Origin of the sequence: Pseudomonas sp. BJa5, assembly GCF_030272875.2 — a bacterium.
Taxonomy (GTDB): Bacteria; Pseudomonadota; Gammaproteobacteria; order Pseudomonadales; family Pseudomonadaceae; genus Aquipseudomonas.
The window spans coordinates 21,099-35,244 of the sequence record NZ_JALRNG020000007.1; the positions used below are offsets into that span (position 1 = coordinate 21,099).

Genomic DNA, 14,146 nt, shown 5'->3' on the forward strand with positions numbered 1-14,146 from the left:
GGGCTTGCCCCGCGATTGCAATGTGTCAGTCACACCGCATCGCGGGGCAAGCCCGCTCCCACTGGGGGCAGATCAATCCGAGTTGATCGGCAGGATGTAGTTCTTGAACTCGTGGTCTTCACGAAAACCGATGGATTCGTAGGTCTTCATCGCCACTTCGTTGTTGCTGCTGGTGGACACCCGCAGGCGCACGGCGTTGGTATCCTTGGCCATTTTCTTGGCTTCACGCATCAGGTGGTCGGCCACCAGCATGCGCCGGGAGTCTTCGGCGACGAAAATGTCGTTGAGGATCCACACGCGCTTGAGCGACAGCGACGAAAAGCTCGGGTAGAGCTGGCAGAAGCCCATGAGCTTGCTGTCGTCATCGTCCGGCAGGGCCAGGTAGATCACCGACTCGCCGCGCTCCAGGCGATTTTTCAGGAATTTGCGCGAGGAATCGGGGTAGGGCAGTTGTCCGTAGAACTCGCGGTAGCGGACGAACAGCGGGGCAAGCAGGTCCAGATGTTCCAGGGTTGCTTTGATGATTCGCATAAGCAGGCCTCAGGGTCCATGGAAGTTTGCGGCGAATCGCCGGCAGCGGTTCGATGCTGCCTGAAAAAAGTTAGAAAGCGCAATCTACGAAAATGCGCTCAGCTGCCTAGCAGGAAATTTCCCTGTGTGGTCGTTTTCTCGTCTGATTCCAGGGCATGAACCTGGGCTTCATCCTTCAGGTTGACCCCTGAAAGCTGGCGCCGGCATGCCTCGCGCATCAGGTACAGCAGGCGGTGAGCGGCCATGCCGTAGCTCAGCCCTTCCAGGCGCACGTTGGAAATGCAGTTGCGGTAGGCGTCGGTCAGGCCGACCTTGGGGTTGTAGGTGAAGTACAGGCCGAGACTGTCCGGCGAGCTCAGGCCCGGGCGTTCACCGATCAGGATCACGGTCATTTTCGCGCCGAGCAGCTCGCCGACTTCGTCCGCCACTGCCACACGGCCTTGTTGCACCAGGATGACCGGTGACGTCGACCAGCCGTCGGCGGCCGATTGTTCTTCAAAGCGGGTGAGAAACGGCAGGGTATGGCGGTGCACGGCCAGGGCAGAAAGGCCATCGGCGACCACAATGGCCAGGTCGACGCCGCCCGGAGTGGCCTGGGCATGCTCGCGCAGCTGCGCGGCCGAGTCCGGGTGCAGGCGCCGGCCCAGGTCCGGGCGCTGCAGGTAGCTGTCACGGTCGGCGGCGGCACTGTGCAGCAGCAGGCTGTCGCGGCCACGTTCGGCGAGCTGGCTGCGCAGGCCCTGGTGATCGAAGGCCAGGTGCACGGCGTCGCGGGCCTGGGCATGGGCGAACTGGAAGTCCAGCTGGGCGCCGGTCGGTAGGCTGGTGCCGGTGCGGCCCAGGGCGATGCGCGCCGGGGTCAGGCGGCGCAGTTCCAGCCAGGGATTGCTGCTGTTGTCGTGTTGTGGGGCGTTGTCCATGGTCGGCTCGCTCATCCCAGTTGCGCCAGGGCCTGGCGAAAGGCCGGTGGCAGGTTGTCACCGAAACGCACCCGGCCGTCGGCCTGGGTAAAGATGCCCATGCGCGCCAGCCAGGCCTCGAACTCGGGTGCCGGCTTCAGGCCCAGGGTCTGGCGGGCGTAGAGGGCGTCGTGAAACGAGGTGGTCTGATAGTTGAGCATGATGTCGTCGGAGCCGGGGATGCCCATGATGAAGTTGATCCCGGCTACCCCCAGCAGGGTCAGGAGCATGTCCATGTCGTCCTGGTCGGCTTCGGCATGGTTGGTGTAGCAGATGTCGCAGCCCATGGGCACGCCCAGCAGCTTGCCGCAGAAGTGGTCCTCAAGGCCGGCGCGGATGATCTGCTTGCCGTTGTAGAGGTACTCCGGGCCGATGAAACCGACCACGGTGTTGACCAGGAACGGCTTGAAGTGGCGAGCCACGGCGTAGGCGCGGGTTTCGCAGGTCTGCTGGTCGACGCCGTGGTGGGCGTTGGCCGACAGGGCGCTGCCCTGGCCGGTCTCGAAGTACATCAGGTTTTGCCCCAGGGTGCCGCGCTTGAGGCTCAGGCCCGCCTCGTAGCCTTCCTTGAGGACATTGAGGTTGATGCCGAAGCTGGCGTTGGCGGCTTCGGTGCCGGCGATCGACTGGAACACCAGGTCCAGCGGCACGCCCCGGTTGATCGCTTCGATCGAGGTGGTGACGTGGGTCAGCACACAGGCCTGGGTGGGAATGTCGTAGCGCTGGATGATGGCGTCGAGCATTTCCAGCAAGGCGCAGATCGAGGCGATGCTGTCGGTGGCCGGGTTGATGCCGATCATGGCATCGCCGTTGCCGTAGAGCAGACCGTCGAGGATGCTCGCGGCGATGCCGGCCGGCTCGTCGGTGGGGTGGTTGGGTTGCAGGCGGGTCGAAAGACGCCCGCGCAGGCCCAGGGTGCCGCGAAAGCGGGTGACCACGCGGATTTTCTGCGCCACCAGCACCAGGTCCTGCACGCGCATGATCTTCGACACGGCGGCGGCCATTTCCGGGGTCAGGCCCGGGGCCAGGGCGCGCAGGCTGTCTTCGTCGGCCTGTTCGCTGAGCAGCCAGTCGCGCAGGCCGCCAACGGTCAGGTGGCTGACCGCAGCGAAGGCCTGGGCATCGTGGGTGTCGATGATCAGCCGGGTGACTTCGTCGTCTTCATAGGGAATCAGCGCCTCGCTCAGAAAGTGCTTGAGCGGGATGTCGGCCAGGGCCATCTGCGCGGCGACCCGTTCGCCATCGTTGCTGGCGGCCACTCCGGCGAGATAGTCGCCGGAGCGGGCGGGGCTGGCCTTGGCCATGACCTCTTTGAGGCTGTCGAAACGGTAGGTCTGCTGGCCTGCCGTGTGAACGAAACTTGCCATACACAATCTCCAGAATGCCGCAGGCCAGGCCTGCGGCGGAGGGTGGCGCGGATCAGTGCAGGGCCTCTTCGGCCTTCTGGATCGCGGCGAATTCTTCTTCCGGTGTGCCGGCGACCAGGTGATGCCGGCTGTAGAACGCAAAGTAGGCGATCAGTACCCCATAGATCACCGCCGCGCCAATCACCACCCGTGGGTCGACCAGGAAACCCGCGACCACAGCGATGCAGGCCAGCACCAGGGCCACGCCGGAGGTGAAGATGCCGCCCGGCGTGCGGTACGGACGCTCCATTTTGGGGCGGCGGATGCGCAGGGTGATATGCGCGGCCATCATCAGTACATAAGACAGCGTAGCGCCGAACACCGCCACCAGGATCAGCAGGTCGCCCTGGCCGGTAAGCGACAGGGCGAAGCCGATGATGCCCGGGATCACCAGGGCCAGCACCGGTGCTTTGCTCTTGTTGGTTTCCGAGAGCTTGCGCGGCAGGTAGCCAGCGCGGGACAGGGCGAAAATCTGCCGCGAATAGGCGTAGATAATCGAGAAGAAACTGGCGATCAGACCGGCCAGGCCCACCAGGTTGACGAAGCTGCCCATCCAGGTGGAACCGCCGTAGGCCTTGGCCAGTGCTTCGACCAGCGGGTTGCCGGAAGCCTTGAGGGCTTCGGCGCCAGCGCCGCCGGGGCCGACCACCAAGATCAGCAGGGCGAAGGCCAGCAGCACCAGCATGGCGCCGATCAGGCCGCGGGGCAGGTCGCGTTTCGGATTCTTGGTCTCTTCGGCAGCCAGCGGCACGCCTTCGACGGCAAGGAAGAACCAGATCGCATAGGGAATCGCCGCCCACACGCCGACATAGCCGAAGGGCAGGAAGCTGCTGGCGCCGACCGCATCGGTCTGGGCAATGTCGAACAGGTTGTCGACACTGAAATGCGGGACCATGGCTACCAGGAATACACCCAGGGCGATGGCGGCAATGGCGGTGATGATGAACATCAGCTTGAGCGCTTCACCGACGCCGAAAATATGGATGCCGATGAAGATGATGTAGAAGGCCAGGTAGATCATCCAGCCGCCGATACCGAACAACGACTGGCAGTAGGCGCCGATGAACACGGCAATCGCCGCCGGGGCGATGGCATATTCGATGAGGATCGCGGTGCCGGTGAGAAACCCGCCCCAGGGCCCGAAGGCGCTGCGGGCGAAGCCGTAGCCGCCGCCTGCGGTGGGAATCATCGACGAAAGTTCGGCCAGGGAAAAGCACATGCACAGGTACATGGTGGCCATCAGCAATGTGGCCAGGAACATGCCGCCCCAGCCGCCCTGGGCCAGGCCGAAGTTCCAGCCGGCGTAGTCGCCGGAAATCACGTAGGCGACGCCCAGGCCTACCAGCAGCACCCAGCCTGCCGCGCCCTTTTTCAGTTCACGTTGTTGGAAATAGTCGGAGCCGACCTTTTCAAAGTCGACAGAAGAGCCGGCCGGCACGCTGCCGGTGTGATCGCTTGGCATAGGAGTCACCTGTTTTTTTTATCGTCGCCAGCGGATGCCGGCCTGTGGTGAGGGTCTTGCAGGAAGCGAGCCAGAGCGGCCCCGGGGTTGGGGCCGCTCGGTTGCGGGGTTAGAAGAAGCCCAGCGGATTGATGTCGTAGCTGACCAGCAGGTTCTTGGTCTGCTGGTAGTGGTCGAGCATCATCTTGTGAGTTTCACGGCCAACGCCGGACTTCTTGTAGCCACCGAACGCGGCGTGGGCCGGGTACAGGTGGTAGCAGTTGGTCCATACGCGGCCGGCCTTGATGCCGCGGCCCATGCGGTAGGCACGGTTGATGTCGCGGGTCCAGACGCCGGCACCGAGGCCGAACTCGGTGTCGTTGGCAATGGCCAGGGCTTCGGCTTCATCCTTGAAGGTGGTGATGCTCACCACCGGGCCGAAGATTTCTTCCTGGAACACGCGCATCTGGTTGGTGCCCTTGAGCAGGGTCGGCTGGATGTAATAGCCGGTCGACAGGCTGCCCTCGAGTTTTTCCACCTTGCCGCCGGTGAGCAACTCGGCGCCTTCCTTCTCGGCGATTTCCAGGTACGAGAGGATCTTGTCGAACTGTTGCTCGGACGCCTGGGCGCCGACCATGGTGTCGGTGTCCAGCGGGTCGCCGCGCTTGATCTGCTTGATCTTCTTCATCACCTCTTGCATGAACGCCGGGTAGATCGACTCTTGCACCAGGGCGCGCGACGGGCAGGTGCAGACTTCACCCTGGTTGAAGAAGGCCAGTACCAGGCCCTCGGCGGCTTTTTCGATGAACGCAGGTTCAGCCTGCATGATGTCTTCGAAGAAGATGTTCGGCGATTTGCCACCCAGCTCCACGGTCGACGGAATGATGTTTTCGGCAGCGCACTTCATGATGTGCGAGCCCACCGGGGTGGAACCGGTGAAGGCGATCTTGGCGATGCGCTTGCTGGTGGCCAGCGCTTCACCGGCTTCGCGGCCATAGCCCTGCACCACGTTGAGCACGCCGGGTGGCAGCAGGTCGCCGATCACTTCCAGCAGCACGCTGATGCCCAGCGGGGTCTGCTCGGCCGGTTTGAGCACCACGCAGTTGCCGGCGGCCAGGGCCGGGGCGAGTTTCCAGGCGGCCATCAGGATCGGGAAGTTCCACGGGATGATCTGGCCGACCACACCCAGGGGTTCATGCAGGTGGTAGGCCACGGTGTTGCCGTCGATTTCCGCGGCACCGCCTTCCTGGGCGCGCAGGCAGCCGGCGAAGTAGCGGAAGTGATCGGCGGCCAGTGGGATGTCGGCGTTGAGGGTTTCGCGGATGGCCTTGCCGTTGTCCCAGGTTTCGGTGATGGCCAGCAGTTCGAGGTTCTGTTCGATGCGGTCGGCGATTTTCAGCAGGATCAGCGAGCGCGCCTGGGCCGAGGTGCTACCCCAGGCGTCAGCGGCGGCGTGGGCAGCGTCCAGGGCCTTCTCTACGTCTTCGGCGGTGGAGCGCGGGAATTCGGCAATCAGCTGGCCGTTGACCGGCGAGGTGTTTTCGAAATATTGCCCTTTGACCGGCGCAACGAATTCGCCACCAATGTAGTTCCCATAACGGCTCTTGAAGGAAACCTTGGCGCCTTCGGTACCGGGATGTGCATAACGCATGGTGTGTCTCCTGGCTATTGTGCTTGTTGGGGAGGATATGAAGCATAGAGCAAGGGTTGGGCCAGTGTTGCCAGGGTCAGATAAATCAAGGGGTTGCGAGGTTTTTCCAGGTTGTTGCCGGGTGCGCTGTGGCGGCGCTGGTACAGCAGGGGTGACACTTTGTACCGTTATCGGCACAGGCTGTGACCCATGGGTCAAGCCAGCATTGCAATGCGCAGGCGGGTGGAGGATGCTGGGGCCATCTCGTCTGCGGAGAACAATAAAAAGTGCAGAACACTCATCTCAGCCGGCACGCCCGGCAAGTGCTCACGGTGACCCAAGGCAAGGCGCAGATGCACGGGCCGGGCAGCGATCCCTCGATTGCCCGCTCCTGGTTGCGGTGCCTGGAGGACTACCACCTGGACCCGGCCTTGAGCGTGGCGCCGACCGTGCTCGAACATGGCCGTGTGCTGGAGAGCCGCGAGCGCCTGCAGCAGGTGCTGCAGATCGCCGGCAGCGAGATGAACAGCCTGCACCAGCAGTTGTCCGGCGCCGGGCATGCGGTACTGCTGACCGACGCCCGCGGGGTGATCCTCAACTGCGTCACCGCGCCGACCGAGCGGCGCATCTTCGAGCGCGCCGGGCTGTGGTTGGGCGCCGACTGGAGCGAGGCCCGCGAAGGCACTAACGGCATCGGTACCTGCCTGGTCGAGCGCCAGGCCCTGACCATCCATCAGGATGAACATTTCCGTGGCCGGCACACGGGCCTGACCTGTTCGGCCAGTCCGGTGTTCGACCCCCATGGCGAGCTTCTGGCGGTGCTGGATGTGTCCTCGGCCCGCCCGGATGTGTCGCGCCAGAGCCAGTTCCACACCATGGCCCTGGTCAACCTCTCGGCGAAGATGATCGAGAGCTGCTATTTCCTGCGTTATTTCGAGAACCAGTTCCTGCTGCGTTTCCACCTGCAGGCCGAGTCGGTCGGGTTGTTCAGCGAAGGGTTGCTGGCGTTTGACGGTGACGGGCGCATCTGTGCCGTCAACCAGGGCGCGTTGAACCTGCTGGGCACCATCCGTGGCGGCGTGCTGGGCAAGCCTGTGGATATGTTTTTCGATTGTTCCCAGGATGAGCTGTTCAGCCGTGCTACGTCCCAGGCCAGCACCAGCTGGCCGCTGCGCACCCGTGACGGACGGCTGTTGTTTGCCAGCCTGCGCGGCCAGGCGCGCTCACTGCCGTCGCCCGGGGTGGCGCCGGTGGTGCCGGTGCCGGCGACACCGCGGGCCGGGGCGATCTGCCTGGTCGACCCGGCCCTGCAGAACGATTTTCGTCGTGCCGTGCGGGTGTTCGAGCGCGATGTGCCGCTGTTGCTCAATGGCGAGACCGGCTGCGGCAAGGAGGCCTTCGCCAAGGCAGTGCACCAGGCCAGTCAACGTAGCGGCAAGGCCTTTGTCGCGCTCAACTGCGCTTCTATCCCCGAAAGCCTGATCGAGAGCGAACTGTTCGGCTACCGTGGCGGCAGTTTTACCGGTGCACGCAAGGACGGCATGCGCGGCAAGCTGCAGCAGGCCGATGGCGGCACGCTGTTGCTGGATGAAATCGGTGACATGCCGCTGGCCTTGCAGACACGCCTGCTGCGCGTGCTCGAAGATCGCATGGTGGTGCCGATCGGTGGCGAGCCGCAGGCGGTCAACGTGCGCATCATCAGCGCCACGCACCGCAACCTGCTTGAGCGGGTTGCGGATGGCAGTTTCCGCGAAGACCTGTATTACCGCCTCAATGGCCTGGAAATCGAGTTGCCGGCGCTGCGCGAACGCAGTGACAAATCCCAGTTGCTGGATTTCATCCTGGCTGAAGAGGCCGGCAACCAGGCGGTCAGCCTGGAGCCCGCCGCCCGCAATGCCCTGCTGGCGTTTGCCTGGCCGGGCAACGTGCGCCAGTTGCGAAATGTGTTGCGGACAGTGGTCGCGCTGTGTGACGACGGCTGTATCACGCTCTGCGACCTTCCAGCCATCATTCGTGTAGGAGCGGGCTTGCCCCGCGATTGCAGTGGGTCAGCTACATCGCATCGCGGGACAAGCCCGCTCCCACAAAGACAGTTGCCCCCACAAGTCCCACCGTTGGCGGATGCCGAGCGCAGCACCTTGCTGGCCGTACTGGAGCAGCAGCGCTGGCACATGACTCATGTCGCGGCGCAACTGGGGGTCAGTCGTAATACCTTGTATCGAAAACTTCGCAAACACGGCATCGCTCGCGACGCTTGAGCGAATCACAGGGTGCGATTTCCCGCGCCCTGGGCTACCCTGCCTCGACGTTTTGCGAGGTCGAACATGCACATTCATATTCTCGGTATTTGCGGCACTTTCATGGGTTCGCTGGCGGTGCTGGCCAAAGAGCTTGGTCATCGCGTCACGGGCTCCGACGCCAATGTCTATCCGCCCATGAGCACGCAGCTCGAAGCCCAGGGCATCGAGCTGACCCAGGGCTATGACGCCGCCCAGCTGGATCCGGCACCTGATCTGGTGGTGATCGGCAACGCCCTGTCGCGTGGCAACCCGGCGGTCGAGTACGTGCTCAACAAGGGCCTGCCCTATGTGTCCGGCCCGCAGTGGCTGGCCGATCACGTCCTGCAGGGGCGCTGGGTGCTGGCGGTCGCCGGTACCCACGGCAAGACCACCACCAGCAGCATGCTGGCCTGGGTCCTGGAGCATGCCGGCATGAGCCCGGGCTTCTTGATCGGCGGCGTGCCGCAGAACTTCTCGGTATCGGCGCGCCTGGGCGGCACACCGTTCTTTGTGGTCGAGGCCGACGAATACGACAGCGCCTTCTTCGACAAGCGCTCGAAGTTCGTCCACTACCGTCCACGGACTGCGATCCTCAATAACCTTGAGTTCGATCATGCGGATATCTTCCCTGACTTGGCAGCGATCGAGCGGCAGTTCCACCATCTGGTGCGCACTATTCCGAGCGAAGGCCTGGTCATTCACCCGACCACCGAGCCTGCGATCGAGCGAGTGATCAAGATGGGTTGCTGGACCCCGGTGCAGACCACCGGCGAAGGTGGGTTGTGGCAGGTCAAACTGCTCAGCGCCGACGGCTCGCGGTTCGAAGTCAGCTTCGACGGCGAAAGCCAGGGTGTGGTCGAGTGGGAACTGACCGGCCAGCACAACGTCGCCAATGCCCTGGCCACCCTGGCTGCAGCTCGCCATGTCGGCGTGGTGCCGGCCATGGGCATCGCCGCGCTCAGCGCCTTCAAGAGCGTCAAGCGGCGCATGGAGAAGGTCGCCGAAGTGCAGGGCGTCACCATCTATGACGACTTCGCCCACCACCCGACCGCCATTGCCACCACCCTCGACGGCCTGCGCAAGCGTGTCGGCGATGCGCCGCTGATTGCGGTGATCGAACCGCGCTCCAACTCGATGAAGCTCGGGGCCCACCGCGATGGCCTGCCGGAAAGCGTCAACGATGCCGACCAGGTGATCTGGTACGCGCCACCGAACCTGGGCTGGGACCTGGGCGCCACCGCCGCCGAGTGCAAGGTGCCTGCGGTGGTCGCCGACAGCCTCGAAGCGATCATTGAGCGGGTCAAGGGCCTGGCCAAGCCCGGCACCCAGGTGGTGATCATGAGCAACGGCGGCTTTGGCGGGCTGCATGGCAAGCTGGCCGAGGCCCTGAAATGAACGGGCCGGAACGCATCACCCTGGCCATGACCGGGGCTTCGGGGGCGCAGTATGGGCTGCGCCTGCTCGATTGCCTGGTGCGCGAGGACCGCGAGGTGCATTTTCTGATCTCCAAGGCCGCGCAACTGGTGATGTCTACCGAGACCGATGTGGTGCTGCCGGCCAAGCCGCAAGCGATGCAAGCGTTTCTCACCGAGTACACCGGGGCTGCCGATGGGCAGATCCGCGTGTACGGCAAGGAAGACTGGATGTCACCGGTGGCCTCGGGCTCCGGTGCGCCAGCGGCGATGGTGGTGGTGCCCTGTTCCACCGGGACGCTGTCGGCCATTGCCACCGGTGCCTGCAACAACCTGATCGAACGTGCCGCCGACGTCACCCTCAAGGAGCGTCGCCAACTGATCCTGGTGCCGCGTGAGGCGCCGTTCTCCACTATCCACCTGGAGAACATGCTCAAGCTGTCGAACATGGGCGCGGTGATCCTGCCGGCGGCGCCGGGCTTCTACCATCAGCCGCAGACCATCGACGACCTGATCGACTTTGTCGTGGCGCGGATCCTGAATCTGCTGAATATCCCCCAGGACATGCTGCCGCGTTGGGGCGAGCATCATTCTGGCGCGGATGAATGAAGCGTCTGGGTGGGGTCGTGCTGCTGTGCCTGCTGGCCAGTGGCTGCGCCAGCGTACGCACGCTGGATGCGAACAAGCCGGGGGCGCCGTTGGTCTATAGCGGTACACGCCTGGACCTCTATGCCATGCAGGGTGGCTGTTGTGCCATGGACCGTTTTGGCGCTGAGGCACCGGATTATCCGGGGCTGGACCTGCCGGGCAGTTTGCTGCTCGACACCTTGTTGCTGCCGTTGTCGGTGTTGACGGCGCTGGGGATAGGATTCCAGGCAACAGGCGGGTTGTGACTGCCGGTCTCGCCGAGGAACAAGGCTCGATCGATTACCTGTAGGAGCGGGCTTGCCCCGCGATCGCGTGCTGTCAGTCGCATCGTATCGCGGGGCAAGCCCGCTCCTACAGCGGAGGGTTACTTGCCCAGCCTGCGCAGCTCGTCGGACTCGACGATACGAATCCCGTCCTGCTCTTCCAGGGCCAGACGCCACAGTGCGCGAGCCAGTTGGCAGGCCTCGATGCCACGGAACTTGCCCGGAATCAGTCTGGACAGCGGGCCGGCCACCCGTTCGGCCAGGCGCGGCTCGGGCCGGTCACCCAGCAACAGCGAAGGACGGGCAATGGTCAGCTGCGGCCAGTCCTGGGCCTTGAGGGCTTCTTCCATTTCGCCCTTGACCCGGTTGTAGAAGATCGGTGATTTCGGATCGGCGCCCAGGGCACTGATCACCAGCAGATGTCGCGCACCCAGCTCCCGGGCGCGCTTGCCGAAGGCCACGACCATGTCCAGGTCGACGGCGCGGAAGGCAGGTTCGGAGCCGGCCTGCTTGATGGTGGTGCCCAGGCAGCAGAAGGCGATGTCCACGCGTCCTGCCAGTTGTGGAAGGAAGATCGCCGGGTCGCCTACCGGGTTTTCCAGGTGCGGATGTTCGGCAAGGGGCCGGCGCGTAGGGGCCAGCACCCGGCTGATGGTAGGCTCGTTGAGCAACCGATCAAGTAGATGTTCACCGGTGAGACCGGTGGCTCCGGCAAGCAGGATATGCTGAGGCGTCAAGTACATGATGTCTCTCCCTTGATACAGTCAGCTTAGTGGTTGCTGGCGCTTTTTGCATGTTCCGCCGAATTTCTGTCACTGCTCTGCAAGGCCTTGCTGGCCTGCTGCTGGCGCAGCCGCTGCCAGTGCGCCAGCACCTCCTTGGGTGCCCAGATCTGTGGCTCCGAGGGATCGAATCCTTCCTCGCCCTCACGCTCGGCCACGCTGGCGCGGGCCAGGTCGAAGGCCTGCTGCAGGTCGTCGGTCTGGTTCAGGGCCTGGGCGAACAGGGCGTCGCCGAAGTAGGTGAAATCGGCCTCCTCGGAGCAGCCGAATGACACCCGGTCGGCGCGCGAGGCGGTCATGACCAGGGTCTTGTTGTCCTTGAGCGCATCGATGTAGCCCCCTGAATAGCAGGCCGAGATGACAATGACCTTGTCGCGCTCCTTCAGTGGCGCCAGGGTGGTAGCCAGGGCGTCGGCCGGCAGGTCGGCCAGTTGCAGTCGCGGTTGGTCCAGGACCAGTTCGTGCTCGGCGCTGCCGTGGCTGGTCAGGTAGATGAACACCAGGTCCTCGGGACCGGTGCGTGCGGCCAGGGTGCGCACGGCGTGGGCAAGGTTCTCGCGGGTGGCCATCAAGCGGTCGTCGAGGTGGTCGCGGTGGTTGACCAGGTTGACCTGGCCCACAGCGCCGAAGCGGCTCTTGAGCATGCCGCTGACATAGTCGGCTTCGCGCATGAATACGCTCTGCTTGCCATCGCCGGCCAGGGTCAGGCTGTACAGTTCGATCTGTGGCGTCGAGGGGGGAACGCTGGCCAGTGCCTTGTCCAGCAGCGCGCCTTGATTGAGCAGGGCCAGTTCCAGCGGGTCGGGCAACAGGCGACCCTGTTCGTCGCGCACACGCTGGCCGTTGATCCACCAGCCGCTCTGGCTGCTGCCATCGACCAGGGTCAGGCGGCCCTGGCCCTGGTAGGTGTCATTGTCGAAGCTGCCTACGTACAGGCTGCCGTCGGCCAATTGCAGGCGGCCCTTGCCGGAAAAGCGCCAGTCGCGGAAGTTGCCCTTGTAGTGGCTGCCGTCGCTGCCGATCAGTTCGCCCTTGCCATTGAGTGTGCCGTCCTTGAACTGGCCGATCCACACATCGCCCTCGGCGCTCTCGTAGCGGCCCCGGCCTTCGAGGCGGTTGTCGCGAAAGGCGCCGATGTACTGGTCGCCTTCGGCACTGTTGAAGGTGCCGCTGCCTTCGAGTTGGCCGTTGCGGAACTGGCCGCTGAACTGATTGCCATCGGCATCGCTGCGGATGCCTTCGCCATTGGGCTTGCCGCGGGCGAACAGGCCCTGGTACTGGCTGCCGTCGGCCAGTTGCAGCAGGCCTGCACCGTTGTACTGGTCGTCCTTGAACTGGCCGCGATACTGCTGGCCGTTCTCCTTCAGCGTGCCTTCACCATCGCGGCGGCCCAGCTTGAACGTGCCGGCATAGCTGCTGCCCGGGGTTTTCAGTGTGCCCGAACCATGGAACAGACCCTGCTGGAACTGGCCGCGGTAGACCTCGCCATTGCTGCCGTGCCATTCGCCCTGGCCGTGCCACTGGCCATTGAGAAAGTTGCCGGCGTACCAGCTGCCATTGGGATAGTCGATGCGCCCTTCACCTTGCAGCAGGCCATCGACCACCTGGCCCCGGAAGCGGCCGCCATCGGGCAGGCGGGCGTCGGGTGGAGACAGCGGTTCGCCGTCGCCACACGCGGCGAGCAGCAGGGTCAGGGCAAGCGGAACGAGTGGGCGCATGACGGGGTCCGGACGGGTGAGGCCCCGAGTATGCCGCACAACGCACTGGCTGAAACAGCCACGGGAGCTGTTTCAGCAGGAGGTGGGGTCAGACGAAGCAGAGTGTCAGCGGCTCGGCGATATAGGCCGGCTTTTCCTCGCCTTCGATTTCCAGGGTGGCAGTGAGCTTGATCAGCCACTGGCCAGGCTTCTTCTCGGTCGCCTGGGCCATGTCGACCTTGAGGCGGACCCGGCTGTTGACCTTCACCGGCTGGATGAAGCGCACGCTGTCCAGGCCATAGTTGACCACCATCTTGTTGCCCTCGGGGACGACCATGATGTCTTCCATCAACTTGGGGATCAGCGACAGGCTGAGAAAACCATGCGCAATAGTGCTGCCAAATGGCGTTTTTGCCGCCTGCACCGGGTCGACGTGAATGAACTGAAAGTCGCCAGTGGCCTCGGCGAAGAGGTTGATGCGGTCTTGATCGATGGTCATCCAGTCGGAACGTCCCAGTTCCTTTCCAACGTACTGCGAAAGCTCTGCAACAGGTACTTGGGGCATCGTGACTCTCCAGATTGTCTTTGGTTTTCTTATGACTACGGCAGATTCAAGGCCTTAAGATCAGCACGCTAGTCCCAAGTGGTCAAGTCGGCATATTTTCGGCGAATATCAGGTTATAGACAGGTCGTTAGCGTGCTTATAATGCCGCCCTGGCCCGAAGGAGAGCGTTATGCTGTTGCGTGGATTGACCTGGCTGGTGTTGTTCCAATTGCTTGGGACGGCGATCAATCATCTGTTCGTGCCCATCCTGCCCGGGCCGATCATCGGCCTCTTGCTGCTGCTGGTGTTCCTGATGGTGCGCGGCGAAGTAGGCGCGCCCCTGAACGAAGCGGCCAGCAGCCTGTTGCGCTACCTGCCGTTGCTGCTGGTGCCGCCGGCGGTGGGGGTGATGGTCTACGCCGCCGATATCGCCGCTGACTTCTGGGCCATCGTCGGCGCCCTGGTGCTGTCGGCATTGATCACCCTGGCCTTTGTCGGTGTGCTGATGCAAAGGCTCATCTCCCGCCAGGGCAAGCGTGAGGAGCAGCCATGAG

Annotated in this window: 12 protein-coding genes and 2 pseudogenes; 6 read left to right on the forward strand and 8 right to left on the reverse strand. The window is 63.9% G+C overall.

Annotated features, from left to right (window positions below):
* Positions 1–72 precede the first annotated feature (72 nt).
* From M2D63_RS05775 to M2D63_RS05795, 5 genes are all read right to left on the reverse strand, one after another.
* Positions 73–531 carry an N-acetyltransferase gene (locus M2D63_RS05775; RefSeq protein ID WP_285861866.1) on the reverse strand — a complete coding sequence of 153 codons (459 nt, stop codon included), beginning with the start codon at positions 529–531 and terminating at the stop codon, positions 73–75.
* Positions 532–629: 98 nt separating this feature from the next.
* Positions 630–1,451: an ethanolamine ammonia-lyase subunit EutC gene (gene eutC, locus M2D63_RS05780; protein WP_405309231.1), complete on the reverse strand. Its 822-nt coding sequence runs from the start codon at positions 1,449–1,451 to the stop codon at positions 630–632.
* A gap of 11 nt (positions 1,452–1,462) precedes the next feature.
* On the reverse strand, positions 1,463–2,857 hold the full coding sequence (locus tag M2D63_RS05785) for an ethanolamine ammonia-lyase subunit EutB (RefSeq protein ID WP_285861868.1): 1,395 nt from the start codon (positions 2,855–2,857) through the stop codon (positions 1,463–1,465).
* Positions 2,858–2,909: 52 nt separating this feature from the next.
* On the reverse strand, positions 2,910–4,358 hold the full coding sequence (eat, locus tag M2D63_RS05790) for an ethanolamine permease (RefSeq protein WP_285861869.1): 1,449 nt from the start codon (positions 4,356–4,358) through the stop codon (positions 2,910–2,912).
* Positions 4,359–4,467: 109 nt separating this feature from the next.
* Positions 4,468–5,988 (reverse strand): aldehyde dehydrogenase family protein, encoded by a 1,521-nt coding sequence (locus tag M2D63_RS05795; protein ID WP_285861870.1) that lies wholly within the window; start codon positions 5,986–5,988, stop codon positions 4,468–4,470.
* Between the two features lie 266 nt (positions 5,989–6,254).
* On the opposite strand from M2D63_RS05795, the pseudogene M2D63_RS05800 reads away from it, so the two are divergent.
* From M2D63_RS05800 to M2D63_RS05820, 5 genes and pseudogenes are all read left to right on the forward strand, one after another.
* Positions 6,255–7,983 (forward strand): annotated as a pseudogene (locus M2D63_RS05800) (sigma-54-dependent Fis family transcriptional regulator); the annotation flags it as partial.
* Between the two features lie 89 nt (positions 7,984–8,072).
* A pseudogene (locus tag M2D63_RS05805) lies at positions 8,073–8,225 on the forward strand (helix-turn-helix domain-containing protein); the annotation flags it as partial.
* Between the two features lie 66 nt (positions 8,226–8,291).
* On the forward strand, positions 8,292–9,641 hold the full coding sequence (gene mpl, locus M2D63_RS05810) for a UDP-N-acetylmuramate:L-alanyl-gamma-D-glutamyl-meso-diaminopimelate ligase (protein ID WP_285861872.1): 1,350 nt from the start codon (positions 8,292–8,294) through the stop codon (positions 9,639–9,641).
* On the forward strand, positions 9,638–10,267 hold the full coding sequence (gene ubiX / locus M2D63_RS05815; protein ID WP_285861873.1) for a flavin prenyltransferase UbiX: 630 nt from the start codon (positions 9,638–9,640) through the stop codon (positions 10,265–10,267). The genes mpl and ubiX overlap by 4 nt, the downstream gene beginning before the upstream one ends.
* Positions 10,264–10,551: a YceK/YidQ family lipoprotein gene (locus M2D63_RS05820; RefSeq protein ID WP_285861874.1), complete on the forward strand. Its 288-nt coding sequence runs from the start codon at positions 10,264–10,266 to the stop codon at positions 10,549–10,551. The genes ubiX and M2D63_RS05820 overlap by 4 nt, the downstream gene beginning before the upstream one ends.
* A 119-nt stretch (positions 10,552–10,670) precedes the next feature.
* Here the strand turns inward: M2D63_RS05820 and M2D63_RS05825 are convergent, their stop codons facing one another.
* The 3 genes from M2D63_RS05825 to M2D63_RS05835 form a co-directional block, all read right to left on the reverse strand.
* Positions 10,671–11,312: an oxidoreductase gene (locus M2D63_RS05825; protein ID WP_285861875.1), complete on the reverse strand. Its 642-nt coding sequence runs from the start codon at positions 11,310–11,312 to the stop codon at positions 10,671–10,673.
* Positions 11,313–11,338: 26 nt separating this feature from the next.
* The gene (locus M2D63_RS05830) at positions 11,339–13,069 is read right to left on the reverse strand and encodes a C13 family peptidase (RefSeq protein ID WP_285861876.1); all 1,731 of its coding nucleotides are present in this window, start codon (positions 13,067–13,069) and stop codon (positions 11,339–11,341) included.
* Positions 13,070–13,157: 88 nt separating this feature from the next.
* Complete coding sequence (locus M2D63_RS05835) at positions 13,158–13,613, reverse strand: MaoC family dehydratase (RefSeq protein ID WP_285861877.1); 456 nt, start codon at positions 13,611–13,613, stop codon at positions 13,158–13,160.
* 169 nt (positions 13,614–13,782) lie between these two features.
* Here M2D63_RS05835 and M2D63_RS05840 point away from each other — a divergent pair, with 169 nt between their 5' ends.
* Positions 13,783–14,145 (forward strand): CidA/LrgA family protein, encoded by a 363-nt coding sequence (locus M2D63_RS05840; RefSeq protein WP_285861878.1) that lies wholly within the window; start codon positions 13,783–13,785, stop codon positions 14,143–14,145.
* The last annotated feature ends 1 nt before the right edge of the window (position 14,146 follow it).

What these genes read in the sequence shown, in the direction of transcription:
- M2D63_RS05775 (WP_285861866.1), bottom strand. Translation starts at nt 531, where the DNA reads ATGCGAATCATCAAAGCAACCCTGGAACATCTGGACCTGCTTGCCCCG.
- eutC (WP_405309231.1), bottom strand. Translation starts at nt 1,451, where the DNA reads ATGGACAACGCCCCACAACACGACAACAGCAGCAATCCCTGGCTGGAA.
- M2D63_RS05785 (WP_285861868.1), bottom strand. Translation starts at nt 2,857, where the DNA reads ATGGCAAGTTTCGTTCACACGGCAGGCCAGCAGACCTACCGTTTCGAC.
- eat (WP_285861869.1), bottom strand. Translation starts at nt 4,358, where the DNA reads ATGCCAAGCGATCACACCGGCAGCGTGCCGGCCGGCTCTTCTGTCGAC.
- M2D63_RS05795 (WP_285861870.1), bottom strand. Translation starts at nt 5,988, where the DNA reads ATGCGTTATGCACATCCCGGTACCGAAGGCGCCAAGGTTTCCTTCAAG.
- mpl (WP_285861872.1), top strand. Translation starts at nt 8,292, where the DNA reads ATGCACATTCATATTCTCGGTATTTGCGGCACTTTCATGGGTTCGCTG.
- ubiX (WP_285861873.1), top strand. Translation starts at nt 9,638, where the DNA reads ATGAACGGGCCGGAACGCATCACCCTGGCCATGACCGGGGCTTCGGGG.
- M2D63_RS05820 (WP_285861874.1), top strand. Translation starts at nt 10,264, where the DNA reads ATGAAGCGTCTGGGTGGGGTCGTGCTGCTGTGCCTGCTGGCCAGTGGC.
- M2D63_RS05825 (WP_285861875.1), bottom strand. Translation starts at nt 11,312, where the DNA reads ATGTACTTGACGCCTCAGCATATCCTGCTTGCCGGAGCCACCGGTCTC.
- M2D63_RS05830 (WP_285861876.1), bottom strand. Translation starts at nt 13,069, where the DNA reads ATGCGCCCACTCGTTCCGCTTGCCCTGACCCTGCTGCTCGCCGCGTGT.
- M2D63_RS05835 (WP_285861877.1), bottom strand. Translation starts at nt 13,613, where the DNA reads ATGCCCCAAGTACCTGTTGCAGAGCTTTCGCAGTACGTTGGAAAGGAA.
- M2D63_RS05840 (WP_285861878.1), top strand. Translation starts at nt 13,783, where the DNA reads ATGCTGTTGCGTGGATTGACCTGGCTGGTGTTGTTCCAATTGCTTGGG.